Raw genomic sequence first — 25,295 nt, 5'->3', positions numbered from 1 at the left:
TGCGTCAGCCTTTGACGCACACCACCTGCTTCAGCGTATGGACGATCTCGACGAGGTCGGCCTGCGCCGCCATCACCGCCTCGATCGGCTTGTAGGCGCGGGGGCTTTCGTCGATCACGCCTTCGTCCTTGCGGCAGGCAACGCCGTCGGTCGCGGCGACGTGCTCCGCCACCGTGACCTCGCGCTTCGCCTGCGTGCGCGACATCACGCGTCCCGCCCCATGACTGCAGCTGTCGAACGAGTCTGCATTGCCAAGCCCGCGAACAATGAACGATTTCGCACCCATCGATCCCGGGATGATCCCCATCACGCCCTTCGCTGCGCGCACCGCGCCTTTGCGGGTGACGAGCACGCTCTGGCCGAAATGGTTCTCCCGCGTGACGTAGTTATGGTGGCAGTTGACCGCCTCCAGCTCCGCGTCGAACGGCTTGGCGATGATCGTGCGGATCGCCCGGATGACGTTGGTCATCATCATCCGGCGATTGAGTGCCGCAAAATCCTGCGCCCAGCCGACCGCCTCGACATAATCGTCGAAATGGTCGGTCCCTTCCGGAAAATAAGCGAGGTCCTCATCCGGCAGGTTCACGAACCATTTGCGCATGTCCTGCTTGGCGAGCTCGATGAAGAACGTGCCGATCGCATTGCCCACGCCGCGCGAACCCGAATGCAGCATCACCCACACGCGCTGCTCGGTGTCCAGGCAGACCTCGATGAAGTGGTTGCCCGTGCCGAGCGTCCCGAGATGGACGAGGCTGTTGGCCTTTGCGAGCCGCGGATATTTCGCCACGACCTGGCCGAAGCGTCCCGCCAGCGTCGCCCACGCGTCCACGATCTCGGCCGGCGGGTCGCCCCACGAGCCGGTGTCGCGGCTGCCGCGTCCGACCTGGCGGCCGACCGGCACCGCGCGTTCGATCGCGGCGCGAACGCCCTCCAGATTGTCCGGAAGATCGCTCGCGACGAGCGAGGTGCGCGCGGCCATCATGCCGCAGCCGATGTCCACGCCGACGGCGGCCGGAATCACCGCGCCCTTGGTCGGGATAACCGAGCCAATGGTTGCGCCGATCCCGACATGGACGTCCGGCATCACCGCGACATGCTTGAATACGAACGGCATCCGCGCCGCCCGCGTCAGCTGGTCGCGCGCCTTGTCGTCGACCGGCACGCCGCGCGTCCACATCTTGATCGGCACGCCGCCTTCGACATGCTGGAAATCGAAATTCGCTTCGGTCATGACGACCTCCTTCTTGGTCTTGTTACATGCTGTGGCCGTGGCGACGAGATTGGATGAGACATGCCTGATGCTCTAACCGCTGAGCTACGCGCCGATGCGCGGCCGGAATTGAACCGGCGACCCTCAAGTCCCTGTAGTCCCACCGGCATTCGCCACGCCTGGCGATTTCGGTATCGGCGACGAGATGTGGTAAGACGCTGTCTGAGCTCCCCGGTCGCCCGGGGATGGACTTGAACCATCGACCTCCTGCGCAAGGCAGGCGCTCTCCCTGTAGTCCCACCGGCATTCGCCGATGCAAAGGTACTGGCAACGAGGGGTGATGAGACGTCAGCGGAGTCGAACCGCGGCTCTCGCGAGCTTGACCAGACAATGTAGTTCCATCGGCATTTGCCAGTTGTGTCGTTCCACGGCGACGAGGTGTTGGCGGACGGTTTCTGCTCTACCCGCTGAGCTACCCGCTTGCGCAGGGCGGGATTCGAACCCGCGACACGATGTAGTCCTACCGGCATTCGCCGTGATGATTATGGTGCGGCCGTGGCAACGAGAAATGGCGAGACGCGGTCCTTGAGCTACGTTCCATCGGCGGGATTCGAACCCGCATCTCTCCAGTCCCTCGCGGGTGCTGGAGCGCTCTACTCGTCGGACCATCTTCCTGGGATGTAGTCCCACCGGCATTCGCCACGGCCTTGTCTTTCATACCTCCGTTTCGTTGACGATGCTCACCCAGTCGCGCGCGCCGCCACTGGCGAACCGTGCGATCGTGTCGAACACCGCGTCGGAAAAGCCTCCGACATTCAGTATCTCCGGCCGGCCCGATGCCTGGGTCGTGCCGTGCGGCTGGATATCGACGCAGACCAGCTTCGCCGCCGGGTTGCGCCGGACCAGCTTGTCCCATTCGATCATCGTCGCGGTCGTCCCGCCCCGGGTGGCATCCACCCACGACTGGTTGTCCGAAACGATCAGCACCAGATCGACCTTCGCCCGCTCCGCATTCAGTTGCGCCAGCGGTGCGGAGACATTGGTCCCACCACCGCCGATCGCCGCCAGCTTGGCGGCGTTGACCGCAAGCCGCGCCTTCGGATCGAGCTTCACACGCACGACCCGCTGTTCAAACGGAAGCACCCGCGCCTGCCGATTGGTCCGCAGCATCGCCGCCGCGACCAGCGCCGCGACATCGATGCAGGACACCTTCGACGTGGCGCCCTTGCGGTAGCCCGTCACCGGCGAGGTCATCGATCCCGATACGTCGGGGCAGACGACCACCTGGCCCGGCACCGTCGGCACGGTCGCAACCGATGCCTCCAGCGCCGCTTCCAGCGCAGCCTGCACCTTCAGCGGTACGCCCTCTCCGGCTGCGTCCAGCGCTACCATCAGCTGGTAGGGCAGGACCCGCGCCTTCCCGAGTGCCGTCGCATCCGACAGCCGTGCCGCCACCGCATCGATCACCCCCGCCACGTCGAACGCGCCGTTGCGCGCCAGCGTGTTGAGGTTCATCCGCAGCGCCTGCCACCCCATCGTGCCGGCCAGCTCGCCCCACTGCTCCGCCGTCAGCGGAAAAGCGGTGAGCCACTGGAACGGCACCGGCGGCAGCGGGCCGGACGGATCGCGCTTCCACGCTTCGAAGGCCGCAATCTCCGTCGGCAATGCCGCGACATCGTACGGCTTGCCGATCAGCCAGCCATAAAAAGCCCGCCGTTCGGCCGTCGCCGGCTTGGGCCGCACCATCCGCACGACATCGGCGAGCGACGGATCATTGCCCGTCGCGGCCGCCAGCAGATCGCGCATCGATGCGTCCTCCAGCCAGTTCTGCACCAGCCGCTTCGGCCGCGTGCCGAGCGACGTCCGGCCGACCTGGCCCGATCGCATGATCTGAACGAAGCTCCGCAGCATCCGGCCATTGTCGATCACCCGACCGAAGACGCGGACCGCCAGATCCGGATCGGCCACGGTCAGATAGGCCGTGAGCAGCGCCGGCATGTCCTTCATCGCGCCGGAGGTGCGGGCATAGACCGCCGCCTTGGCCACGAAGAGCGGATCCACCGCGCGTGCCGCATCCAGCGTTTCGGCCAGATGCGTCTCGGCCGACGCGTAGAAGCTGTCGGCCAGCGCACCCGTTGCAGCCAGCTGTGCGAGCTTCGCCTGCGGCGCATAGGCATAAGCCGGTGCGCTCTCGCGGTTGATGCTGTCCGTAACCGGAAGCAGCTTGGCGAGCGCCGATGCGAAAAGACCCTTATTTGCCATCACGAATTCCCGTGCGATCCGGGGTGGTCGGCCCATTCCGACCACCCCTTGCCGCGCATTCCGCCGTCCATCTTCAAGCGGCCAGCGGAACATCTCAGTTATTGCAGCAGCCGTGCCAGTTTCCTGAGATCAACTGGAAATTTCTTTATAACATTGAAAAACAAGGATAATAAATCTTAAGGCGCAGGCTGCGTATTTTTCGCGTGCCACCAGCCTCGGTGAAAACCTATCGACGATGATAGAAGTTTATCCTACAGGATAGTCATGAAACCGCGCGTCGCTATCGGATTCCTGGGCTCGACGCTCGATGCCGGCAAGTTCGGTCCGACACGATGGAACAAGTGGCGGCCTTCGGTGGGCTTGTGCATGCACGAGGATCTACGGATCGATCGGTTCGTGCTGCTGCACGGCACGCCCCATGGCCGGCTGGCCGAATATGTCGCCGACGATATCGTCTCGGTCTCGCCCGAAACCCGGGTCGAACGGAAAGTCATCGACTTTGTCGACCCGTGGGATTTCGAAGAGGTTTACGGCAAGCTGCTGGATTTCGCGCGCGCCTATCCGTTCGATCCGGAGGCCGAAGACTATCTGCTTCACATCACCACCGGCACCCACGTCGCGCAGATCTGTCTCTTCCTGCTGACCGAGGCGCATTATCTGCCCGGGCGCCTTATCCAGACGCAGCCGGAGCGGGGCCGGCCCTCGGCCGCGCCCGGCAGCTGGAACATCATCGACCTCGATCTGTCGCGCTATGACAGCATCGCGACCCGCTTCGCCGCGGTCGCGGCCGAAAGCACATCCTTCCTCAAGTCCGGGATCGACACCCGCAACGCGGCCTTCAATCACATGATCGATGAGATCGAGCAGGTCGCGGTCCGGTCGAAGGCGCCGGTGCTGCTGATGGGACCGACGGGCGCCGGCAAGAGTCAGCTGGCACGCCGCATCTATGAACTGAAGCGCCTGAAGCATCAGGTCCGCGGGCCGTTCGTTGAGGTGAATTGCGCAACGCTCAAGGGCGACGGCGCGATGTCGGCTTTGTTCGGGCACAAGAAAGGGTCGTTCACCGGCGCCGCGGCGGACCGCCCGGGTCTGTTGCGCACCGCCGACACCGGCATGCTGTTCCTCGATGAGATCGGCGAGCTGGGGCTGGACGAACAGGCGATGATCCTGCGCGCGATCGAGGACAAGCGCTTCCTGCCGGTCGGCGCGGATCAGGATGTCGCCAGCGACTTCCAGTTGATCGCCGGCACCAATCGCGAGCTGGCCCGATGCGTGCAGCAAGGCACGTTCCGCGACGACCTTTACGCACGCCTGAACCTGTGGACCTTCACATTGCCCGGCCTGCGCGATCGGCACGAGGATATCGCGCCCAATCTCGATTATGAGCTTGATCGGTTCGCGGAGCGCGAAGGATCCCGCATCACCTTCAACAAGGAAGCGCGCGATCGCTTCCTCGCCTTTGCCACGGGGGCGGATGCGCTGTGGCAAGGCAATTTCCGGGATCTCGCATCCAGCGTCACGCGAATGGCAACGTTCAGCCCCAGCGGGCGCATCGATGTTCAGGGCGTCGAGGCGGAGATCGCAAGGCTAAGGCGCGCCTGGTCGCAGACCGATGAGAGCGGGGATCAGCTGGAAGCAATCCTCTCCGCCGACCAGCTGGCGGCGCTGGATCCCTTCGATCGCGTTCAGCTGGCCTATGTCGTGGCAACTTGCCGCCAAAGCCGATCCTTGTCGGACGCGGGCCGCGCCTTGTTCGTCGCATCGCGGGCGCGCCGGACGTCCGCCAATGACGCCGATCGGCTGCGGAAATATCTGGCGCGGTTCGACCTCTCCTGGGGGCAGGTCAACGACGCCGCTTAGCGTCGGCGCGCGGGCACCGTCATCGCGCGTCGTCGACCAGCTCGGCCAGTTCGATCCGATTGCGGCCCAGCGCCTTGGCGGCATAAAGCGCACGATCGGCAGCGGACATGGCGCTGCTCAGCGTGGCGATGCCGTTCCCCAGTTCCGCCACGCCGATGCTGACGGTGGCTTCCACGGGCATGCCGTTAACGCCCGCCTCAACCGCCCTGCAAAAGTCGGCGGAAAGCGCCTGTCCAGAGGCGCGCGCGGTCACCTTGTTTTGCCCCGGGACCAGAGCGGCAAATTCCTCCCCGCCAACGCGTGCGAAGATCGCGCCCGGGCCCAGCGAACGCAGTGCGACATCGGCAAACAGCTTCAGGACCTCATCGCCGGTGGAATGACCGAAGCGGTCGTTGATCGTCTTGAAATGATCCAGATCGAACAACAGCAGCGAGACCGGCTGCCGGGCCAGGTGCTTTTGCACCAGCCGTTCCCCCTGCTCGAAGAACCAGCGCCGGTTGCCGACGCCGGTGAGATAGTCGGTCTGTGAGGCGTTGAGCAGTTGCTCATGCGCCTCCTCGCGCACAAGGGCCAGCAAGGCCATGGGCAGGCCGACGGAATAGAGCACGCCTTCATACATGGTGATCTTGGCGGCAACGGGCAGGATATCGGCGCCGAACAGCGCCGCCAGGGGCGCAAGGGCGAAGGCGCGCGTTGCGTAAAAGGCGGCGTGGACGGCGACGATACCGATGGCGATACGGCGGGAACGCAGCCCGCGCAGTCGATCGCTTCGGGCAATCTCCCACGCTGTCGCGGCCGAGATCAGCGAGATCGGCACGGCGCTGACATAATTCCAAAGATCGATCATCCAGCTCGGGCCGGCCAGGACCCATGTCGCCGCCAGGGTGGCGAGCAGCGCCAGCGATGCAGTGCGATGATGGCGACCGCTAAAGGATGCCACGCCCTGCAGGATCAGCAGGTAGCCGGAAACCAGGACGAAGTTGCTCGCTGCGGAAAGCGCTACGCTGGGAAGAAGATGACGCCCGATCGCGACCACGCAGCCCAGCGCGAGCGTCGCATAGCCCAGCGCAAGGATGCCCAGCTCCCGGCGCCGCTGCGGGCGCGCCTGCCGCTCCCACAGCGTCATGCCGGTGCTCAGCAGCAGCGTGCCGACCGCGAGCACGTAAAGAGTAAAGAGATCGAAACGCATCCAGACACCGAAGCCGTCGACGCCTGCAAGCGGGTCGCAGCGCTTCTTTAAGGAATTATGACACGGTCCGCACCCTTTCTCGTGCGATCACGTGCTTGGGCGAAGGATCGCCCCCGGCGGATTGCCAATGGCGATCCCGCGCATACTAATGGCGGCCATGGCACAGGCACCCAAGGCGTTCATGCTCCACGGCTTCATCGGGTCCGGCAAAACGACGCTCGCGCGCCAGCTGGAGCAACGCTTTGGCGCGCTGCGTTTCACGCATGATGAGTGGATGCGTCAGCTCTACGGGCAGGATCCCCCGGCGGACGACTTCCAGGATCATGCCAACCGCATCCATGCCGTGATGGAGGCGATGTGGACGCGCTGCCTGGATATCGGAACCAGCGTCATCCTCGATTTCGGGTTTTGGTCGCGGCTGGAGCGGCACCGCGTCGCGTCGCTCGTTACCGCCCATGGCGGAGAACCTTCGCTCTACCGCGTGTCTTGCTCCGAAGCCGCAGCAAGATCGCGTATCCAGAAACGGAATATCGAGATGTCGGATGGCTTATATATCGCGCCGGAGACGTTCGATGTGCTGAAGGCCAGGTTCGAGGCGCTCGATCCGGATGAAGATCGGATCGAATGCCCGTCGCCCGAGCCGAGCTAGGGGCCGAAACGATGGGAGTGGGGTTTCCCGCGACAGCCTGTTCCCGGCATGCAAAGCGCGCGGCTCACTGCCGCGCCCGCAACGTCAGGCCGAATGTGCGCGGCTCGCTCGGCGTGCCCAGGATCAGGCCCGAATTGCCCGCCTGGATCGTCAGGTTCTGGATATAGTTGGATTTGAACAGGTTGCGGGCAAACACGGCGACTTCCCACTTGTCGGCAAGCCGCAGGCCGGCACTGGCATTGGTTACGTTATAGCCCTTGATGAACGTGTAGCGGGACAAGGACGGGTCGCCATAATAGCCGCTCCGCCAGCTGCTATCGGCATGCAGCACGATGGCCGCGTCCCGCCCGCTCAAGGTGAAGGGCAGGACATAGTCGCCGCCCAGCGTCTCGGCGAAGCGCGGCAGTCCTGAAAGGCGCTGGCCGGTAAGGTTGCAGGCGCTCGTTGCCGACGTCTGAAGCTCCAGCGGGCAGGGGCCGGCGGGATATTTCGCATATTCGCCATGCGCATAGGCGATCGATCCGCGTACGGAAAAGCCCTTGAACAGCAAGGCGGTGGCATCGGCCTCGACGCCTTTGACTACAACCTTTGGAATGTTGGAGAGATAGCCGCGCAGCGCCACCGTCTGGCTGCTGTCGACGATCGTCGCCTGGAAATCCCGCACGCGCGTATAATAGCCGGCCAGGTTCAGGATCAGCCGCCGGTCGAACAGGCGGGACTTCAGCCCGATTTCGTAGGTCGTGTTACGTTCCGGCGCGACGACGGCGGTGGCGAGCGCGGGCTGGTTCTGGGCGTCGAGCGGAAGGCCCGACATGTTGATCCCGCCCGATTTGAAGCCGCGGGCGAAGCTCGCATAGCCGCGAATATCGTCGGTCAGCGCATAGGCGATGTTGGCGCGGCCGGACAGGCTGCCATCCTTGTCGCGCGCGGCATAGGATTGCGGGCGCAGGATCGACAGCTTGGCATTGGCCAGGGTCGGATTGGTCGTCGGCAGACCGCCGAACACGATCGTGGAATAACGCCCGTGCTTTTCCTCATAGGTGTAGCGCAGGCCCCCCGTCAGGGTCAGGCGCGCGAGCGGGGTCCAATTGACCTCGCCGAAGGCGGCGTAGCTGTCGGTCGTGAAGCGCGTCGCGCCGTCCGTGCCATAGCCGTCGAGCAGGTTGGACGGAAATTGGGGCGCGGGGCCGAGCAGCCAATAGGTCGCCTGCGGGCCATAGATGCTGATCGGCCGGCCGCGGATCGTCTGATTGAAGAAGTACAGGCCGCCGACATAATTAAACGCGCGGTCTCCATTCGATGCGATCCGGAGCTCCTGACTATATTGATCCTGGTGCGACGGGATATGCTGGGTCAGCTGGATCGGAATGCCGGTATAATCGCGATCGTTGGCGGCATCCCATTGCCAGAAGCGCCAGGCGCTGACCGACGTCAGCGTGGCCGGGCCAAGATCCCAATCCACGATCGCCGACATGCCGCCTTCGCTGGTGCGGACGCCCAGATCCGCGTCGATATCGTTGACGCGATGATAGGCGTTCAGGCTGGGCGGGGTATAATTCAACCCGGCGGCGAGCGCCGGATATTGCCGCGCCGCCGGCCGCAGGCTGGTACCGACGCGCAGATAGACTTGGGCACAGCAATCGGCATTGAAGGCGGAATAATCCGCTGTCAGCCGGATCCGCAGCGCGGGCGTTGGCGTGAAGAGCAACTGCCCGCGTACCGCCTGATTGCCGATACCGTTATAGCGTCTGCCGTTCACCGCATTGCGAATATAGCCGTCGCTACGTGTCGACAGGCCGGAGACCCGGAACGCAATCAGATCGTCCACGATCGGCCCGGAGGCGGACGCCTTGGCCTGCAGGAACTGGCGGCTGCCATAGGAGATTTCTTCGCTGGCCTCGGGCGTGAAGCTGGGCGCTCGCGTCGTGATACTGATGGCGCCTGCGGTGGTGTTCTTGCCGAACAAGGTGCCCTGCGGTCCCCGCAAGACTTCGATCTGGTCGATGTCGCTGAAGTCGAACGCCGCCGTCGCCGGACGCGCGTGATAAACCTGATCGACGTAGAAGCCGACGCCCGGCTCCAGCCCGTCATTGGCCTGGCTCACCGCGACGACGCTGCTGCCCAGGCCCCGAATTGTGAAGGCGGTGTTGCGCGGATTGGCGGAACTGTAATTCAGGCTGGGTACCAGCAGGCTGAGCTGCTGCGTGTTCACCGTGTAGGAGCGGTCGATGAGGTCGCCCCCGATCACGGACACTGCGGCAGGCACGGTCTGGGCATCTTCGGGGCGCAGCCGGGCGGTGATCACCACGTCGGGCAGCCCGGCTTTCGGCGCGGTCGGCACGCTGGGATCAACCGGCCGCCCGGGCTGGGCGACAGCGGCGGACGTGGCTGCCAAGCCCACGGCCGTGGTGAGGATCGATCGCAACATGAGGCCCCCTTCATATGCCTGTTCTCAGGTGTATCTATATTCCGCTGTATATAGACGTTTCCGGACGGCAAGTTAATTTGCGTGGCGCGGCTGGCTGCGACGGCCGATGCCGGGTTGTTGATTGCGCCCGCAGGGTGTGCGCAAAGAAGATCGGATCGCGCTGAGAGGAGTGGCCGTGGCAATCGATGGACCAGTGAAGCTGAACTTTCAGCTGATCGGCACCGATCAGCCGGCTATCGGCCCGGGCAAGGCGCTGGTCATGGAAGCGATCGATCGGGAGGGCTCAATCTCCGCGGCCGGGCGTGCGCTCGGCATGAGCTATCGCCGGATCTGGTTGCTGGTCGAAGGCCTCAATACGCATTGGCGTGAACGGGTCATCGAGACCAAGATGGGTGGCGGCAAAAGCGGGGGCGCGCATCTTACCGATTTTGGCCGGACCTTGCTGGACACATATCGCACGGTCGAACGGCGGATGATGACCGCCGCCGCGGGGCCGGATCTGGACTGGCTGATTCAGGCCCGCAAGATCGATTAGGCGGCAAGCGGGGAGCAGGGCCTCGGCCTGTTACAGCCGTTGCTCCCCAGGCCCGCGCCCCCTAAAGCGCCTGGCCATGAACGCTCTTTTGCCCAAGCCCTGGATCGATGCGATCGCGCCCTATGTTCCCGGTCGCGCGACGACGGATGACGGTCGCAAGGTTCACAAACTCTCGTCGAACGAGAATCCGTTGGGGACCAGCGACGCGGCGCGCGCGGCTTTCCTGGCCGCTGGCGCCACGCTGGATCGCTATCCCGACGCCGGTGCAGCCACCCTGCGGGAAGCGATTGGCGCCAAGTTCGGGATCGAGGCGGATCGCGTCATCCACGGCACCGGTTCGGACGAATTGCTCCACCTCGCGGCGGGCGCCTTTGCCGGGCAGGGCGATGAGGTCCTGTATGTCCGCTACGGCTTCTCGGTCTATCCGATCGCGGCCCGGCGCGTGGGCGCGGAGCCGATCGAGGCCGATGATCGCGATTATGCGACCGACGTCGATGCCTTGCTCGCGAAGGTGACCGACAAGACGCGCGTCGTCTTCATTGCCAATCCCAACAACCCCACCGGCACCTATACGTCGCGTGAAGAAATCGCCCGCATCCACGCCGCGCTGCCGGCTAATTGCCTGCTGGTGGTCGATCAGGCCTATACCGAATATCTTGATCCGGCGGACGACGACGGCGCGCTCGATCTCGCGCGGACGAACTCCAACGTGCTGGTCACGCGGACCTTCTCCAAGATCCATGGCCTCGCCGCCGAAAGGATCGGCTGGGCCTATGGCGCGCCCCACGTGATCGCGGCGATGCACAAGATCCGCGCGCCCTTCAACGTCTCCACCGCAGGGCAGGCGGCGGCGGTCGCCGCGCTCGGCGCCGACGATTTCATCCGCGCCAGCCATGACCATAATCTCAAGTGGCGCACCTGGTTCGCCGAAGAGATCGCCAAGATGGGCAATGCCGGATTGCGGGCCATTCCGAGCAAGGCCAATTTCATCCTGATCTTGTTCAACGGCAAGCTGACGGCGGAGGAAGCCTATCACGGGCTGATGGAGCGCGGTTATATCGTGCGCTGGCTGCCCAATCAGGGCCTGGCGCACTGCCTGCGCATCACGATCGGCAACGAGGAAGAAGTGCGCGGCATGGCCTGGGCGCTCCACGACATGGTCGGCGAAGCCGACTGATGCTGCCTTTCGCGCGCGTATCGATCATCGGACTTGGCCTGATCGGATCCTCCATCGCGCGGGCGGTTCGCGCCAACATGCCGACGGTCGCACTAACCGGGCATGATGCCAATCCGGACGTGCGCGCGCGGGTCACCGCGTTGGGCCTCTGCGACGATGTGGCGGATACGGCGGGCGCGGCGGTGATCGATGCCGATCTGGTGATCCTGTGCGTACCCGTCGGGGCGATCGCCGACGTCGCCGCGCAATTGGCGCAGGACATGCCGGCCGATGCGATCATCAGCGATGTCGGTTCGTCCAAGGCCGGCGTGCTGGCCGCCCTGAGCGCCCATTTTGCGGATCGCCAGATCGTGCCGGCCCATCCGGTCGCCGGCACCGAATATAGCGGCCCCGACGCCGGCTTCGCGACCTTGTTCAAGGGCCGCTGGTGTATCCTCACCCCGCCGGGCGATGCCGACCCGACCGCGGTGATGCGCGTCTCCATTTTCTGGGAGCGCCTGGGAGCGCAGATCGAGATCATGGATGCCAAGCATCACGATCTCGTCCTGGCGGTCACCAGCCATTTGCCGCACCTCATCGCCTACACGATCGTCGGCACCGCATCCGATCTGGAGACGGTGACGGAGAGCGAGGTCATCAAATATTCGGCCGGCGGTTTCCGCGATTTCACGCGCATCGCCGCGTCCGATCCGACCATGTGGCGCGACGTCTTCCTGGCGAACAAAGATGCCGTGCTGGAGATGCTGCAACGCTTCAGCGAAGATCTCACCGTCCTGCAGCGCGCGATCCGCTGGGGCGATGGCGATGCTCTGTTCGATCTGTTCACGCGCACCCGGGCGGTGCGCCGCTCGGTCATCGAGCAGGGCCAGGACGATGAGCGTCCCGATTTCGGCCGCACGCACGAATAATCCGGGGCGGTCGTCGGCTCCCTTCGCTCGTCCGAAGGGATCAAATTGCCATTACCCATCACCCCGGCGAAGGCCGGGGTCCATTCAGCCGCTAGCTCTCGATGCAGATGTCGAGCAAATCGCCAAGATCGGTGAACGTAGCCGCGAAGAGTTCGTTGTCGTTGCGCCTCGGCAGAATCCGGTAATCCATGGTCAATGTGGCGCCGCTGCGGCTCTCGGGTGAGAGCGAAAAGCGCGCGCAGTCGAGCTTCAGCCCCTTCGCGAAATCCTGCTGCGAGACCTCATCCGGTGCGGTCGCGCCGGGAAAGACATTGTCCAGGGCCCGGCGCAGCGCCGGTCCTCCATGGACGAAGCGCTCCTCAAGCCAAATAGCGCGGATGTCGTCCGGGAATTCGGTGCGAACCTTGGCATCAAGCGTCTCGATCCGCTCGATCAGGGGCACGAACGGATCGAGCTGTTCGGGCTCGAAAACAGCCATCGCCCGCTGTGGCATGTACAGTTCGATCGGAATCTTACGGCCGGCGAGCGTCGCCGTGCCGATCTTCGTTAGCTCGGAAAGCCTGCAGCGGCCGAAATAGGAGTGGCGATAGCCATTCACCCAGCGCGACGCCGCGATGGAGCTGGGAAGGCTTCGCATCGCTTCGTCGACCTGGTGGTCTATTCCCGCAAAGGTGCCGGCCTCATTGAACAGAGCCGCAAATAGCGGCGGGTACCAGGGAATGCCGGCGAAATCCCAAGCCTTCCCATCGAGCGCCCGATACTGAAGCGCGAAGGGCTGGTACCTGGGGGCGTCGGGTCCATTTCTGCCGGGCTCCACCGCCCAAGGAAGCGGTAGTTCACCGCCGGCCATCATGACTCCGACCAGTTCAAAGGCACCGGCCGAGTTCGGCCATGACCGGAGATAATGGCGTACGAGCCCGTCCTTCGCCTCGATGTCGCGGCAAAAGGCCTCGAAGGCGGCCAGTCGGCCTCCTAACGCGTCATAGTCCTCACGCTTCGGCTCATCCGCGAACCGGACGGTATAGTCGATGCCTCCTCGACGACACGGTGGGTGGAGCACCAGGTTCCAATCTTCTGAACTGACCGAACCGAAAAACGGGCGTTCTGCAATCACCTTCTCCGGCATCATCATATCCCGATAAACGGCGCATGCACCCGATGCCCGCCAGTCTGTTTCAGGCTGCCGTCAGCGCCCGGCAAGTGCTGCGGCGCGGCGCAAAAGATATTTGTGATATTCGCGCAGCAGGCCGACCAGGTCGGGCTCGCTCGGCACAGCGTCGCGCACCACCGTCACGCCCTGCAGCACCTGCCGCAATTCGAACCGCGCCCGGCGCATATGCCAATCGGTGGTGACGAGCCGGATCGATTTATAGCCATGGGCTGCGATCCAGCGCCGCGTCTCCAACGCGTTGGAGCGCGTATCGACGGCGGACCGACCCAGATCGATCCGGGTCAAGAGGGCTGGCCCGACGCGGAACGTCGCCACGATGTCCGCCGGGCGCACGCGACGGTCGACGCCCGACACCAGCATGCGCTGCGCGCGCCCGGCGGCGAGCAGATCGATGCCGCGCTGGATCCGGCCCGGTCCCCCGGTCAGCACCACGATGCCGTCGGTATATTCGTTGCCGGCGGGCTTCGGCAGGTCGATCGCGAAGAGGACGAACCCGAGCGCCCACAGCAGGATCAGCAGGCTGAAAATACGGCGGATCATGGCACGCGCCGCCAATTGGCCAGCAATGTCGCCTGCGCCGACAGCATCGCCAGTCCAACGAGCGCGGCCGCAAGGGCGATCAGGATCGCCCATCCGCCGACCCCCAGATCAGGGTCGATCCCGGCGCCCAGCGCGGAGATGCGATTGCCCACCATCGCAATGACGACGATCGCCGCCAGCAGTCCGGCAAGCGCGCCGACCGCGGCGTCGCGGGTCACGGCATTGCTCACCAGTTGCGACATCTGGCGATCGGTCGCGCCCAGCGCATGCAATATGTCGAGCGTCGCGCCTTCGCGCGCCAGCGCCGCGCGCGCCGACAGCATGGCGATCACGCCGGTCGCGGCCGCGCAGATCAGCGCGACCCCGAAGGCGACGGCGCGCAAGGCACCGATGAGGCGGGACAGCGGCCCCAGCTCGGCTCCCGCCGCCGTGACCTGGACATTGGGCAATGTCCGCAGCGCGCGGGCGACGGGTTCGCGGTTGCGCGCGCGCACCTCGATCAAAGCGGGCAGGGGCAGATCGTTCGCCTTCATGCCACCGATATAGGGCGCAACCAGCGCTTCCGCCTCCTGCTCTTGCACGCGCCGAACCGCGACAACGCCCTCCACCCGGTCGAGCCGGGTCAGCACCGCGCCGGCCAGTTGCTCACGGCGCTGGGGCATGGGTTCGACCACTTGCACCAATATATGTTCGCGCGCGGTGTGGGACACGGCGTCGGACGCCGCCCGCAGCGACAGCGCCAGAGCCGCCGCCAGCAGCATCGGCAGGCACGTCGCCGCGATCAGCAGGGCGAAGCTGGTCGGCCGCCATCGTCGCAGCGGCAGCAGGGGGACGGCGGCCGTCATGGCTCCTGCTCGATCCGACCCTTCACCAGCCGCAGCACGGAGGCGTGCGGCCGCTGCTGCAACAGGTGCACGTCGTGCGTGGCGATCAGCACGGTGGTGCCCTGCCGGTTCATCGTCTCCAGCAGGTGGAGCACGCGCGCCGCCATGTCCGGATCGACGTTGCCGGTCGGCTCGTCCGCCACGATCAGCTCGGGATGGGTGATGACGGCACGCGCAATCGCGATGCGCTGTTGCTCGCCGCCGGACAGGGTGGCGGGGCGCGCCCGTGCGCGATTGCGCAGGCCGACCCAGTCCAGCAGCTGATCGACGCGCGGCCCGATCTCGTCTTCGGCCATGCCCGCGATGCGTAGCGGCAGCGCGACATTGTCATAGGCCGACAGGGACGGGACCAGACGGGAATCCTGATGAACCACGCCGATCCGCCGCCGCAGTGCGGGCAGGTGCCGGCGGGGCAAACCGGCGGCATCCGCGCCGAACAGGCTCACGATACCGCGGCTTGGACGCCGGGCGAGCGTGATCAGGTTGATCAGCGACGTTTTGCCGGCGCCGGATGCGCCGGTGAGAAAATGAAACGAGCCGGTCGGCAGCGTGAAGCTGAGCCCCGCGAGCGTTTCCGCACCCGTACCATAGCGCAAACCGACATTGTCGAACTGGACGATGCCGGCCATCGGCGCCTTTGCTCCCCCTCGCTGCGGTGCCCGTCCCGCATCGCATGCGGGACCGACACCCGTAAAGCGCCTCGCGTGCGACGACGGTGCTTGCAGCGTCGCGGTCGGCATGATTTACGATCCCGTTATGAAGCTCTCCTGCCCGAATTGCGGCGCAATTTACGAAGTCCCGGAAAATGCCATCGGTGCGACCGGGCGCAAGATCAGGTGTCGCGCGTGCGATACCAGCTGGTTCGAGCCGGGACGGGCGGCACCCGCGGCCGCCGCAGAATCGCCGGTGCCGCCGGTATCTTCGCCGCCGGCGCCGGCGCCGATCGCCCCGGTAACGCCGCCCACCACGCTGGCGCCACCGGTCGCAAAACCCAAGGCCCGGCGCGGTCGCGGGCCATGGCTGCTCCTGGCGCTGGTTATCCTGGTGGTCATCCTGGGCGGAATTGCCGCCACTGTGCTGATGGGGACGCAGCAGGTCGCATCGCGTCTCGGCATCGCCGAGGATCGGGTCCCCCTCGGGATCGCGATCACGCGCGAACCCGATTGGCGCATGATTGCGGGGGGCAGCCAGCTGTTCGCGGTCTCGGGACGCGTCTGGAACCCGACGACTGTGGAGCAGAGCGTGCCCGACATTCGGGCCGAGCTGCGCAATGCGCAAGGAAAGACGATCTACGCCTGGACGATCACGCGGCCCGCCGCGCGGCTCGCCCCCGGCGCCGCCGTCAATTTCGACGGCGCGGCGGTGGATGTCCCCGCAAACTCCACCAATGTCAGTGTCAGCTTCGTCGGAACCGGCGTCGATCATCAAAAGTAAGTGCGCGGGCCATTGCGGGGCAGAAAACCCTCTGCTAGTGGCTCCGCCTCACCAGCCCCGGCCCGCCGGGGAATATCCCGATGTGCGGTCGTGGCGGAACTGGTAGACGCGCAACGTTGAGGTCGTTGTGGCCGAAAGGCCGTGGAAGTTCGAGTCTTCTCGACCGCACCATTTCTCCTCGCAAGAGGTTGAAATCAGACAGATAGGGCAGGGCGCTTAGCCCCCCTTTAGGGCCCCCGGGTTAGCCCTGCTCAGGCATGATGTGCGGGATCGCTCGCAACCTGGGGCGCGGTTGCCGCAATCCATGCGCGGGTCTCGCGCAGCAATTCGTCCGATAGCGCAGGATCGTCGATCGCTCGGGATAATATCACGGCGCCCACCATCGCAGCCCACCGGCCGATCGCCGCGCGGCGCTGTTTTGCATCGTCCTTTCCCGGCAAACCACGCGCGAAGCGGTCGATATGCGCGTCCAGCCCGTGCGCCATGGCCGCGCGCGCTTCGGGTGTCTGATGCCGCATCAGCCCGGCAAGACTGGCCATCGGACATCCTTGGCCGGGATTTTCCCGATGCAGCGGGGACAGATAGGCGTCCGTCCAGGCTTCGATGTCTGCCATCGCCGCTCCGTCTCCCGTCAGCGCATCAGCGACCGTCGCAGCGATCAGATCGTCCTTCGAGGCGAAATGGCCATAGAAGCTGCCGTGGGTTTGCCCGGCGGCCGTCATGACATCGGCCACCGTCACCGGCGCGAAGCCGCGATCGCGGAAGAGACGGCTGGCTTCCTGCAGGATGCGGCGACGATTCTCCCCCATCTGCTCGCGGCTCACCTTCATCGCAATAATCTCCATCGCCCATTGACGTTTCATGATGACGATCATAATTAGTAATTATGACGTCCGTCATTAATATAGCATTCCGACCTGAAAGGGCAATCCAATGACCAAGCCTGCCGTCCTCATCACCGGCGCCTCCACCGGCATCGGCGCGACCTATGCCGATCGCTTCGCGCGGCGCGGTCATGATCTCGTCCTCGTCGCCCGGGATGAGGCACGCCTGCAAACGCTGGCATCGCAGCTGACGGATCAGACCGGCGTCGCGGTCGACATTCTGCCCGCCGATCTCACGCGCGCCGATCAACTCGCCGTCGTGGAGGCACGGTTGCGCGACGACGATCATATCGGCGCGCTGGTTAATAATGCCGGTATTGGTCTCGCGGGCGGTTTCGCCGATCAGGCGATTGACGCCATTGATCGTCTCATCGCGCTCAATATCACCGCGGTGACGCGTCTGGCCGCGGCGGCGGCACCGCGTCTCGCGGCACGCGGCGAGGGCGCCATCATCAATATCGGCTCGGTCGTCGGCCTGGCGCCCGAGTTCGGCATGACCGCTTATGGCGCGACCAAGGCATTCGTACTCTTCCTGTCACAAGGGCTGGCGCTCGAACTTGGTCCCAAGGGCGTCTACGTGCAGGCGGTGTTGCCGGCGGCGACGCAAACGGAGCTGTGGGACCGTGCCGGTGTCGACGAAGCCGCGCAGCCGCCCATGATGCAGGTTGGCGCCATGGTGGATGCCGCGCTCGCCGGCTTCGACGCACGGGAAGGCGTCACCATCCCGCCGCTGCATGACGGCGATCTGTGGGACGCCTTTCAGGCAGCGCGGCGATCGATGCTGCCGGGCTTCAGTGCGATCGTCCCCGCGCCGCGCTACGTCGCCTGAGCCCCGTCTCTCCGCCCCCGCGCGCCCGACGCGCCGGGGGCGCGATAATCACAAGGGAGCGAAGTGGAGTCGGTCGTGCTTGACCTGACGATGGAGAAGGCAGACGCAGGCACGAACGAGGGGGAGAGATAGTCGTGCGTTTTCCAGTATTTATGTGCGCGCTAGTGGGTGCGATCAGCCTGTGTGCGGGAGCGCATGCCGCCTGTACCGTATCTTCCGATGCGGGCGCCGTCGTCAATCCGATCAGCATGGCGACGTCGGAAAGCGCTGACATCATCGTTTCCATGAGCCTGTTACCCAAGCTCTTGCATCTCGATTATGCCAGCGCGGCGCGCGACACACCGTCTTGCGAGCTAGGCCAGTTCGTCGTCAACGGTCAGACCTACACGCTTTATGGCAGCGACGACAAAGGTCGATCCCGCAAAGCGCTGTCCGCCGCGAAAGGGCAGCCGATCGCGCAGGTGCTGGGTGTCACCAATATCATGAAGGCGATCGAGGCGTCGAAGCAGGGCAAGTCCGCGCCGGTCGAGGGCTATTTGCTGGCGACGCTGACCAAAAGCGATTTCACCGGCTGGCGCTATTATACCGGCCTGCCGGATCCGGAGGTCCTCAAGCACGACATGGCTGAGGTGCTGGGCGGCGGCGGAACCCCGATCTTTCGCAACGGCGCCGACGGCAAGACGTCGCTCTTTCTGCCGGAGAAATGATGTCCAATGCGCAAGCTATGGCGATTGGATCCGCAGGCCACGAAGCCGATGCATTCCGCGGCGCGCCCAGCCGATACGGCGGTTGATCAGCGACGGCTGAGCCGGCCTTTGATGGGCGACAATATCGTCGCCGGGAAGGAAAGTCCGCGCTCAGGTCTCTAAGCGGCACATGGCACGGTCTACCAGATGCCAGGGAGAGGGAAGACGAGCATCAGAGAGACACAGGCTCTCGCGCGGCGTCGGGCGCTGGCGGCATGGGTCGCCGGTGAGGTGATGCCGCACGAGCCTTTTGTCCGCGGTTGGTTCAGCCGCAGACGTATCTCGCCGGAGGACGTGGATGAGTTGCTGCAGGAAGCCTATTGCCGCTTGGCGATGTTGGACGCGTTCGACCATATCGATAATCCGCGCGCCTATTTCCTGTCGATCGCACGCAATCTGATGCTGCGTCGACTCAAACGGCAGCAGATCGTGTCGATCGAGACGGTGGCGGAGATCGAGACGTTGCGCGACGATAGCCATCCTTCGCCGGAGGATCAGGTCGCCAGCCGCATGGCCTATGATCGCGTGTTGCGCATCATCGCCACCCTGCCGGAGCGCTGTGGCCGCATTGTCCGTCTACGTAAGGTCGAAGGCTGGTCGCAGCGGGAGATTGCGCACCATCTCGGCATTACCGAGAAGGCGGTGGAGAAGCAGGTCTGGCTTGGGGTGAAGGCGGTGCGTGCGGCGTGGGACGGGGAGAGTGACGTCGCGTTGCTTTCGGCAACGGATCGCCTGGCAGGAGCGTCCCGCCCATGAGCGCCGACGACAGCCTGATGGCAGCGCGCTGGGTCGCCCGGATGGATTCAGGGGTCTGGACCGAGGATGACGAGACCGCGCTCCGGCGATGGCTTGCCGCGGACCCACGGCGGCATGGCACATTGCTGCGATCGCACGCGACCTGGCTGGCGGCGGATCGGGCGCTGGATATCGACCGCCCCGCCGACGAGGCCGTTGCGCCGCCTCTGATCGGTTGGGGCAGGCGTAGCGTGGTGGCCGGTCTGGCGGCCGCGGGCGTGGCGGCCTTGGTCGGCTCCCTGTCCCGTCTGCGCACCAATGGCGCAACCAAGTATGCGACGGAGGTCGGCGAAATCCGTCGCGTGCCGCTGTCAGACGGCTCGGTCATGACGATGAATTCGGGTTCGGAGCTGGCCGTCCGGATGCATGGCAAAGCGCGCAGCGTAGCCCTGGCCCAGGGCGAAGCCTGGTTCGATGTTGCGAAGGATGCCGAGCGCCCGTTTGTGGTTGCCGCGCGAAAGGTCAAAGCGCAGGCGATCGGTACGGCATTCTCGGTGCGGATGCGCGATGACGCGGTCGAAATCCTCGTGAATGAAGGCGTTGTCGAGGCATGGTCCGACGATGCCGCCTTCCGCCGCATACGATTGGAAGCCGGGCAGCGCGCCCTCGTCGGCGACGACGCCGCGATCAAGCTGGAGCCGGAGCAGGCGTCTTCGGTCGATCGCGCCTTGGCGTGGCGCAGCGGCATGATCGATCTCGACGGCAAGACGCTTCAACAGGCGGCGGATGAATTCAATCGCTATAATGACCGCAAGATCGTCATTGCCGATCCCACTATTGGGGCTGCCCAGATCGATGGTGTCTTTCGGATTAATGATCCGGAAGGTTTCGCCATTTCGGTGCGCAATATCTTGGGTGCATCTGTCAACACGGAGACGGCGGAAGTAATTCGCATCCAAAGCTGAGCTAGTTGGGAAGGATTTTACGCAGCCGCGTCTCCTACCTCCCGCCGAATGGGCCGCAAAGGTCCACGGGGGAGGGGATATATGATTAAGACATCCGCTGGCTTCGTCGCTCTATTTGCATCCACGGCCGTCGCCGGAGCGCTTGCCACGCCGGCGCTGGCGCAGACCAAACATTTTGCCATCCCCGCGCAATCTGCCGGAACCGCTATCGGCATGCTCGGACGCCAGGGTGACGTGCAGATCGTCGCGTCGCGCGCCGCCACGCAAACCAAGCGCACCAACGCCGTCTATGGCGATCTAACCGTTTCCGCTGCTTTGGCGCGCCTCCTGCGCAACACCGGCTTGGCCGCAAAGGAGACACGTCCCAGTACCTATGCGGTCGTGACCGCGGCCTATATGCCGATGGCCGCGCAGGTGACGACCGCTCGCCTCAATGACGCGCCGGGCGCCTCGGCGGGGGGCGCCGGGCAAGACACGCCAGCGCCGATCACCACCTCGGTCCAGGATTCGGGGCAAGCCAATCCCGCGCCCGACGCAGCGTCGGAAATCGTCGTCACGGGCATCCGCGCCAGCCTCGACAGCGCGCGCGGCATCAAGCGGCAGTCGTCCGGTATCGTCGATGCGATCGCGACCCAGGATTTCGGCAAGCTCCCCGACGCCAATCTCGCGGAATCGCTGCAGCGCGTGACCGGTGTGTCGATCGATCGCTCCGGCGGCGAAGGCGCCTTCATCACCGTGCGGGGCTTCGGACCCGAATTCAACACGGTCTTGGTCAACGGTCGCCAGATCGCGACGCCGACCGACCCGAGCCAGGCCTCGGGCCGTGCCTTCTCGTTCGACACGCTCGCGTCCGAGCTGGTGGCGGGCGTGGAGGTCTATAAATCCTCGACGGCACGTTACCAATCCGGTGGCGTCGGCTCCACCGTCAATATCCGCACCGCGCATCCCTTCGATTTCAAGGGGTTGAAGCTGTTCGCCTCGGCCGACGCCAATTATGATGAAAATGCCCGCAAGGCAGGGCCGGACGGATCGTTCCTGTTCAGCGATACCTTTGCCGATGGCCGGTTGGGCGTCCTGGTGAGCGGCAGCTATCAGAAGCGCCATACCCGCTTATCGCAGGCGCAGACCGATGGCTGGTTGGTCAATCCCGATGTCCCCGCCGGGCAGGTGAATGGCGGCGCGGGGGTGACCAGCGGGTCCAATCCGCAAGGCAATATCTTCATTCCGCAGAATTTCGATAGCCGGGTGACGCGGGAAGATCGCGAGCGGATCGGCGGCACGCTGGTGATCCAGTACAAGCCGACGGACGACATCACGGCGACGGCGGATGCGCTGTACACGCGTTTCACCAATACCACCGATGCGCGCTCCTACGGCCATTGGTTTACCGCCTCGAACCTGACCAACGTCACGACGGACGCCGACGGCACCGCGATCGATCTGACCCAGGCGACGGGCATCGCGAGCGATTTCCACAACAAGAAGTTCGACAAGAAAACGAACACGCGGGAATTCGGCCTGAACCTCAATTGGCGGATGACCCCCAATCTCACGCTGGACCTCGACGGCACCTATTCGCGTGCCCGCGAACTGCCGAATGGCGGCAAAGAGGCGTATCTGGCGCTGCTCGGCTATCTGACGGGGTCTGATCGCTACCAGTCCGACGGCAAGACCCTGCCTTTCACGACGGAAACGCTCCCAACCTTCGCCAACCCGTCCAGCCCATGCGGCTCGGCCGTGACCAATTCGGGGGTGCCCGCAACCGGCAATGTCGTCGGGGCGGGCCAGCCGCTGTGCCAGCATGTGATGCTGCTGCGCGGCTATGGCATCAAGGACGAGGTCTATCAGGGACGCGCCGACCTTACCTACAAGAGTGATAGCAGCGAGGGGCTGATCCGCACGAACCTGGGCTTCTATTATTCGCATGATCGCAAGGACACCTCGCTCTATTCGAACGATGGCGGGACGGGTTGTACCACCTGCGGCTATAATTTGCCGGCGCCGGCGGGGCTCGGCATCTCGGTGTTCAATGCGCGCAACAGTTTCATGTCCGGGGTCAGCGGCTCGGGCCGATTGCCGACGCAATGGCAGACATTCAGCGGGCCCGACCTGTTCGATCTCATCACCGCGCAGCAGCGCGCCAACAATCCCAACTTCACCTTCGCACCGCCGCTGGTGAACGACACGATCGTGACGGAGCGCGTGATCGGCGGCTATCTGGAAAGCGAATTTGCCGGCGATCTGGCGGGTCGGCCCTTCTCGGTCGTGGCGGGTGTCCGGTTCGAGAACACCCAGACGAACGTCAACGGCCTTGCCACCGCCTACACGGCGCTGATCAAGCTCGCCAACGATCAGACCCAATATGGGTCGGTGTCCTCCGGCAGCACACGCACCAGAGGCAACAATAGTTACTCGAACGTCCTGCCCAGCATGGCTTTCAAATGGCTGCTAACCGACAAGCTGACGGCGCGCTTTGCCGCGTCGGAGACGATCACCCGGCCGACGCTGGAACAATTGTCGCCCGTGACCACGCTGCTGACGTTGCGGCCGGGTAATTTCGCCGCCGCGCAGGGAAATCCGGATCTGAAACCGTTCAAATCCAGCAACTTGGATCTGGCGCTGGAATATTATTACGGACGCAGCAGCTACATCTCGCTCGGTGCTTATTATAAGAGCGTCAACAACTTCATCGTCCTGAACTCCACCAACGGCACCGTCGCCGCGGCCGGTGGGGGCACGCTCAACGATCCTGCCACTGGTGCGCCGGCGCAGTTCGCGATCACCGCCCCGGTCAACGGGCAGGATGCGACGGTGACCGGGCTGGAAGCCGCGTGGCAGCAGAGCCTTGGCGATACGGGGCTTGGCTTCCAGCTTAACGGCACGCTGGTGCGGTCCAACCGCCACTTGGACCGGCAGGATCTTACCAACAAATTCGCGCTGACCGGTCTGTCCAACTCCGCCAACGCCGTGCTGTTCTACGACAAGCACGGGGTCGAGGCGCGCGTCGCCTACAATTGGCGCGATCATTTCCTGCAATATCTGGCGCCGCCGCCGCTGAATGGCGCCGGGCAGGCGGTGACGCAAGTCCGGTCTTATGGACAGGTCGACGCCAGCCTGACCTACCATATCAACCCGCACATCGCGGTGTTTGCGGAAGGGGCCAATCTTACCGACTCGCGCGTGCTGAAATATGCCTATTACCGCAACCAGTTCCTCTATGCGGAGGATAGCGGGCGGCGGTTCAAGCTGGGGGCACGGGTCAATTTCTGAGCCGCAGCGCTGCATTGCCGCCGGCTGGCCGATCGTGCGATCATCCGGCGGCAAGCATGAGTGACATGGTCCAATCGATCTGCATCGTGGGCGGCGGCTCGGCCGGATGGCTGACCGCGGCGCTGATCGCCGCGCGCCATCAGCGTGCCGATGGCGGCGATCTCTCCATTACCTTGGTCGAGAGCGAGCGGATCGGCATTGTCGGCGTGGGCGAGGGAACGTGGCCGACGATGCGCCAGACGCTGAAAAAGGCAGGCGTATCGGAGACGGACTTCCTGCGCGCGTGCAACGCGTCGTTCAAACAGGGCGCGAAGTTCGCGCGCTGGCGGACGGGCGCGGCCGACGATTTCTATTATCATCCGCTTATGCTGCCGGAGGGGTTCCCTACGCTGAACCTCGCGGCCCACTGGCTGGCCCGGAGCGAGGACGAGGGGACGCCGTCCTTTTCCGATGCCGTTTGTTTTCAGGAGGCGCTGTGCGAGCGGCACCTCGCGCCGAAACTTTTCACCAGCCCCGAATATGGGGGGATCGCCAATTACGCTTATCATCTCGATGCGGTGCGCTTTGCCGAATTCATGCGTGTTCACTGCACGGAGAAGCTTGGTGTGCGCCATATCGTCGACGATGTCGGCGCGGTGGAGCTGGCCGAGGATGGGCAGATCGCGGCCGTCGTCACGCGCGGCCATGGCAGGCTGGCGGCGGACCTGTTCGTCGATTGCAGCGGCTTTTCGGCGCTGCTGCTGGGGGAAACACTCGGCGTGCCGTTCATCGACCGCAGTGATGTGCTGTTTATCGACCGCGCGCTGGCGGTGCAGGTTCCCCATGAGGAGGAGGATGCACCGATCGTCTCGCACACCGTCTCCACCGCGCAGCGTCATGGCTGGATTTGGGATATCGGCCTGCAGAACCGGCGCGGGGTCGGCTATGTCTATTCCAGCCGGCACGCTGGCAGCGAACCGGTCGAGGCGGAACTGGCGGCCTATGTCGGGCCGGGCTTCGATCGGCTGACGACGCGTGAATTGAAGATCCGGTCGGGCCATCGCGCAACCTTCTGGAAAGGCAATTGCGTGGCGGTCGGGCTTGCCGCCGGCTTTCTCGAGCCGCTGGAAGCGTCGGCGTTGGTGCTGATCGAATTGTCGGCCGACGTCATCGCATCCAGCCTGCCAATGACGAAATCGGGCATGCGGATCTTGGCGCAGCGCTTCAACGACATGACGCGCTATCGCTGGGATCGCATCATCGATTTCCTGAAGCTCCACTATATGCTGAGTGAGCGGGACGATTCCGCGTTCTGGCGTGACAATCGCGATCCCGCCACGATCCCGCAATCCTTGCAGGACCAGCTCGAACTGTGGCGCCACGTCCCGCCGACCGAGGCCGATTTCGATTCCGCGCACGAGATGTTCCCGGCCGCGAGCTATCAATATGTGCTGTACGGCATGGGCTTCCGCCCGGATCGGCGGGGCTGGGCAATTGGCAGGCGCGAGCGCGAGGCGGCGCACGACGCGTTCGATCGCGCGGCCGCGCTCAAGCGCCGGTTGGCGGCGGAGATGCCGACGAACCGGCAGCTTCTGTCCAGGCTTGCCCAGCATCGCTTCCAAACCGTTTAGCGGAGAACG

Annotated in this window: 21 protein-coding genes and 1 tRNA gene; 13 read left to right on the top strand and 9 right to left on the bottom strand. The window is 64.7% G+C overall.

All coding sequences use genetic code 11. The features are described from left to right. Positions 1 to 4 precede the first annotated feature (4 nt). Positions 5 to 1,231, bottom strand: a complete 1,227-nt coding sequence (locus tag ACSBM8_RS11935; RefSeq protein ID WP_442678239.1) for an RtcB family protein — start codon at positions 1,229 to 1,231, stop codon at positions 5 to 7. A 693-nt stretch (positions 1,232 to 1,924) separates the two neighbouring features. Then, a complete protein-coding gene (locus ACSBM8_RS11930) occupies positions 1,925 to 3,472 on the bottom strand; it encodes an RNA-binding protein (protein ID WP_442678238.1) in 1,548 nt (515 codons plus the stop codon). A 264-nt stretch (positions 3,473 to 3,736) separates the two neighbouring features. Here ACSBM8_RS11930 and rtcR point away from each other — a divergent pair, with 264 nt between their 5' ends. Then, positions 3,737 to 5,332 carry an RNA repair transcriptional activator RtcR gene (gene rtcR / locus ACSBM8_RS11925; RefSeq protein WP_442678237.1) on the top strand — a complete coding sequence of 532 codons (1,596 nt, stop codon included), beginning with the start codon at positions 3,737 to 3,739 and terminating at the stop codon, positions 5,330 to 5,332. Between the two features lie 19 nt (positions 5,333 to 5,351). On the opposite strand, the gene ACSBM8_RS11920 is transcribed toward rtcR, so the two are convergent. Beyond that, positions 5,352 to 6,521: a diguanylate cyclase domain-containing protein gene (locus tag ACSBM8_RS11920; protein WP_442678236.1), complete on the bottom strand. Its 1,170-nt coding sequence runs from the start codon at positions 6,519 to 6,521 to the stop codon at positions 5,352 to 5,354. Positions 6,522 to 6,648: 127 nt separating this feature from the next. Here ACSBM8_RS11920 and ACSBM8_RS11915 point away from each other — a divergent pair, with 127 nt between their 5' ends. Beyond that, entirely contained in the window at positions 6,649 to 7,170 is a 522-nt protein-coding gene (locus ACSBM8_RS11915) for an AAA family ATPase (RefSeq protein WP_442678235.1), read from the top strand. A gap of 64 nt (positions 7,171 to 7,234) precedes the next feature. Here the strand turns inward: ACSBM8_RS11915 and ACSBM8_RS11910 are convergent, their stop codons facing one another. Further along, entirely contained in the window at positions 7,235 to 9,598 is a 2,364-nt protein-coding gene (locus tag ACSBM8_RS11910) for a TonB-dependent receptor (RefSeq protein ID WP_442678234.1), read from the bottom strand. A 175-nt stretch (positions 9,599 to 9,773) separates the two neighbouring features. Here ACSBM8_RS11910 and ACSBM8_RS11905 point away from each other — a divergent pair, with 175 nt between their 5' ends. From ACSBM8_RS11905 to ACSBM8_RS11895, 3 genes are all read left to right on the top strand, one after another. Then, positions 9,774 to 10,133 (top strand): winged helix-turn-helix domain-containing protein, encoded by a 360-nt coding sequence (locus tag ACSBM8_RS11905; RefSeq protein WP_442678233.1) that lies wholly within the window; start codon positions 9,774 to 9,776, stop codon positions 10,131 to 10,133. Between the two features lie 76 nt (positions 10,134 to 10,209). Then, on the top strand, positions 10,210 to 11,310 hold the full coding sequence (gene hisC, locus ACSBM8_RS11900; protein WP_442678232.1) for a histidinol-phosphate transaminase: 1,101 nt from the start codon (positions 10,210 to 10,212) through the stop codon (positions 11,308 to 11,310). Then, positions 11,310 to 12,218 carry a prephenate/arogenate dehydrogenase family protein gene (locus ACSBM8_RS11895; RefSeq protein WP_442678231.1) on the top strand — a complete coding sequence of 303 codons (909 nt, stop codon included), beginning with the start codon at positions 11,310 to 11,312 and terminating at the stop codon, positions 12,216 to 12,218. The genes hisC and ACSBM8_RS11895 overlap by 1 nt, the downstream gene beginning before the upstream one ends. A 91-nt stretch (positions 12,219 to 12,309) precedes the next feature. Here the strand turns inward: ACSBM8_RS11895 and ACSBM8_RS11890 are convergent, their stop codons facing one another. From ACSBM8_RS11890 to ftsE, 4 genes are read right to left on the bottom strand one after another with little or no spacing between them, the layout of a single operon-like run. Beyond that, positions 12,310 to 13,344, bottom strand: a complete 1,035-nt coding sequence (locus tag ACSBM8_RS11890; RefSeq protein WP_442678230.1) for a hypothetical protein — start codon at positions 13,342 to 13,344, stop codon at positions 12,310 to 12,312. 60 nt (positions 13,345 to 13,404) lie between these two features. Then, positions 13,405 to 13,929 carry a YdcF family protein gene (locus ACSBM8_RS11885; RefSeq protein ID WP_442678229.1) on the bottom strand — a complete coding sequence of 175 codons (525 nt, stop codon included), beginning with the start codon at positions 13,927 to 13,929 and terminating at the stop codon, positions 13,405 to 13,407. Next, positions 13,926 to 14,774, bottom strand: a complete 849-nt coding sequence (locus ACSBM8_RS11880; RefSeq protein WP_442678228.1) for a hypothetical protein — start codon at positions 14,772 to 14,774, stop codon at positions 13,926 to 13,928. Before ACSBM8_RS11880 ends, ACSBM8_RS11885 begins: the two co-directional genes overlap by 4 nt. After that, positions 14,771 to 15,442 (bottom strand): cell division ATP-binding protein FtsE, encoded by a 672-nt coding sequence (gene ftsE / locus ACSBM8_RS11875; protein ID WP_442678227.1) that lies wholly within the window; start codon positions 15,440 to 15,442, stop codon positions 14,771 to 14,773. The genes ACSBM8_RS11880 and ftsE overlap by 4 nt, the downstream gene beginning before the upstream one ends. 127 nt (positions 15,443 to 15,569) lie before the next feature. Between ftsE and ACSBM8_RS11870 the strand changes: the two genes are divergently transcribed. Together ACSBM8_RS11870 and ACSBM8_RS11865 are read left to right on the top strand one after the other, a co-directional pair. Beyond that, entirely contained in the window at positions 15,570 to 16,247 is a 678-nt protein-coding gene (locus ACSBM8_RS11870) for a zinc-ribbon domain-containing protein (protein ID WP_442678226.1), read from the top strand. Between the two features lie 84 nt (positions 16,248 to 16,331). Beyond that, positions 16,332 to 16,418 (top strand) — tRNA-Leu (locus ACSBM8_RS11865). An 80-nt stretch (positions 16,419 to 16,498) separates the two neighbouring features. Here the strand turns inward: ACSBM8_RS11865 and ACSBM8_RS11860 are convergent. Further along, on the bottom strand, positions 16,499 to 17,110 hold the full coding sequence (locus tag ACSBM8_RS11860) for a TetR/AcrR family transcriptional regulator (protein ID WP_442678225.1): 612 nt from the start codon (positions 17,108 to 17,110) through the stop codon (positions 16,499 to 16,501). 70 nt (positions 17,111 to 17,180) lie between these two features. On the opposite strand from ACSBM8_RS11860, the gene ACSBM8_RS11855 reads away from it, so the two are divergent. The 6 genes from ACSBM8_RS11855 to ACSBM8_RS11830 all read left to right on the top strand — a co-directional run bounded on the left by ACSBM8_RS11855 (position 17,181) and on the right by ACSBM8_RS11830 (position 25,286). Further along, a complete protein-coding gene (locus ACSBM8_RS11855) occupies positions 17,181 to 17,960 on the top strand; it encodes an SDR family NAD(P)-dependent oxidoreductase (RefSeq protein WP_442678224.1) in 780 nt (259 codons plus the stop codon). A gap of 152 nt (positions 17,961 to 18,112) precedes the next feature. Continuing rightward, positions 18,113 to 18,667: a hypothetical protein gene (locus tag ACSBM8_RS11850; protein ID WP_442678223.1), complete on the top strand. Its 555-nt coding sequence runs from the start codon at positions 18,113 to 18,115 to the stop codon at positions 18,665 to 18,667. 333 nt (positions 18,668 to 19,000) lie between these two features. Further along, entirely contained in the window at positions 19,001 to 19,462 is a 462-nt protein-coding gene (locus tag ACSBM8_RS11845; protein WP_442678222.1) for an RNA polymerase sigma factor, read from the top strand. Further along, complete coding sequence (locus ACSBM8_RS11840; protein ID WP_442678221.1) at positions 19,459 to 20,406, top strand: FecR family protein; 948 nt, start codon at positions 19,459 to 19,461, stop codon at positions 20,404 to 20,406. The genes ACSBM8_RS11845 and ACSBM8_RS11840 overlap by 4 nt, the downstream gene beginning before the upstream one ends. An 81-nt stretch (positions 20,407 to 20,487) precedes the next feature. Further along, positions 20,488 to 23,676 carry a TonB-dependent receptor gene (locus ACSBM8_RS11835; protein ID WP_442678220.1) on the top strand — a complete coding sequence of 1,063 codons (3,189 nt, stop codon included), beginning with the start codon at positions 20,488 to 20,490 and terminating at the stop codon, positions 23,674 to 23,676. 56 nt (positions 23,677 to 23,732) lie between these two features. Continuing rightward, positions 23,733 to 25,286, top strand: coding sequence for a tryptophan halogenase family protein (locus ACSBM8_RS11830; RefSeq protein ID WP_442678219.1), 1,554 nt, complete (start codon positions 23,733 to 23,735; stop codon positions 25,284 to 25,286). Positions 25,287 to 25,295: the final 9 nt, after the last annotated feature.

The organism is Sphingomonas sp. ASY06-1R, from assembly GCF_052180265.1.
In the GTDB taxonomy this organism is placed as follows: Bacteria; Pseudomonadota; Alphaproteobacteria; order Sphingomonadales; family Sphingomonadaceae; genus Sphingomonas_I.
Note: the sequence above shows the minus strand (reverse complement) of the source record. Positions and strands in the feature narration are given on the sequence as shown.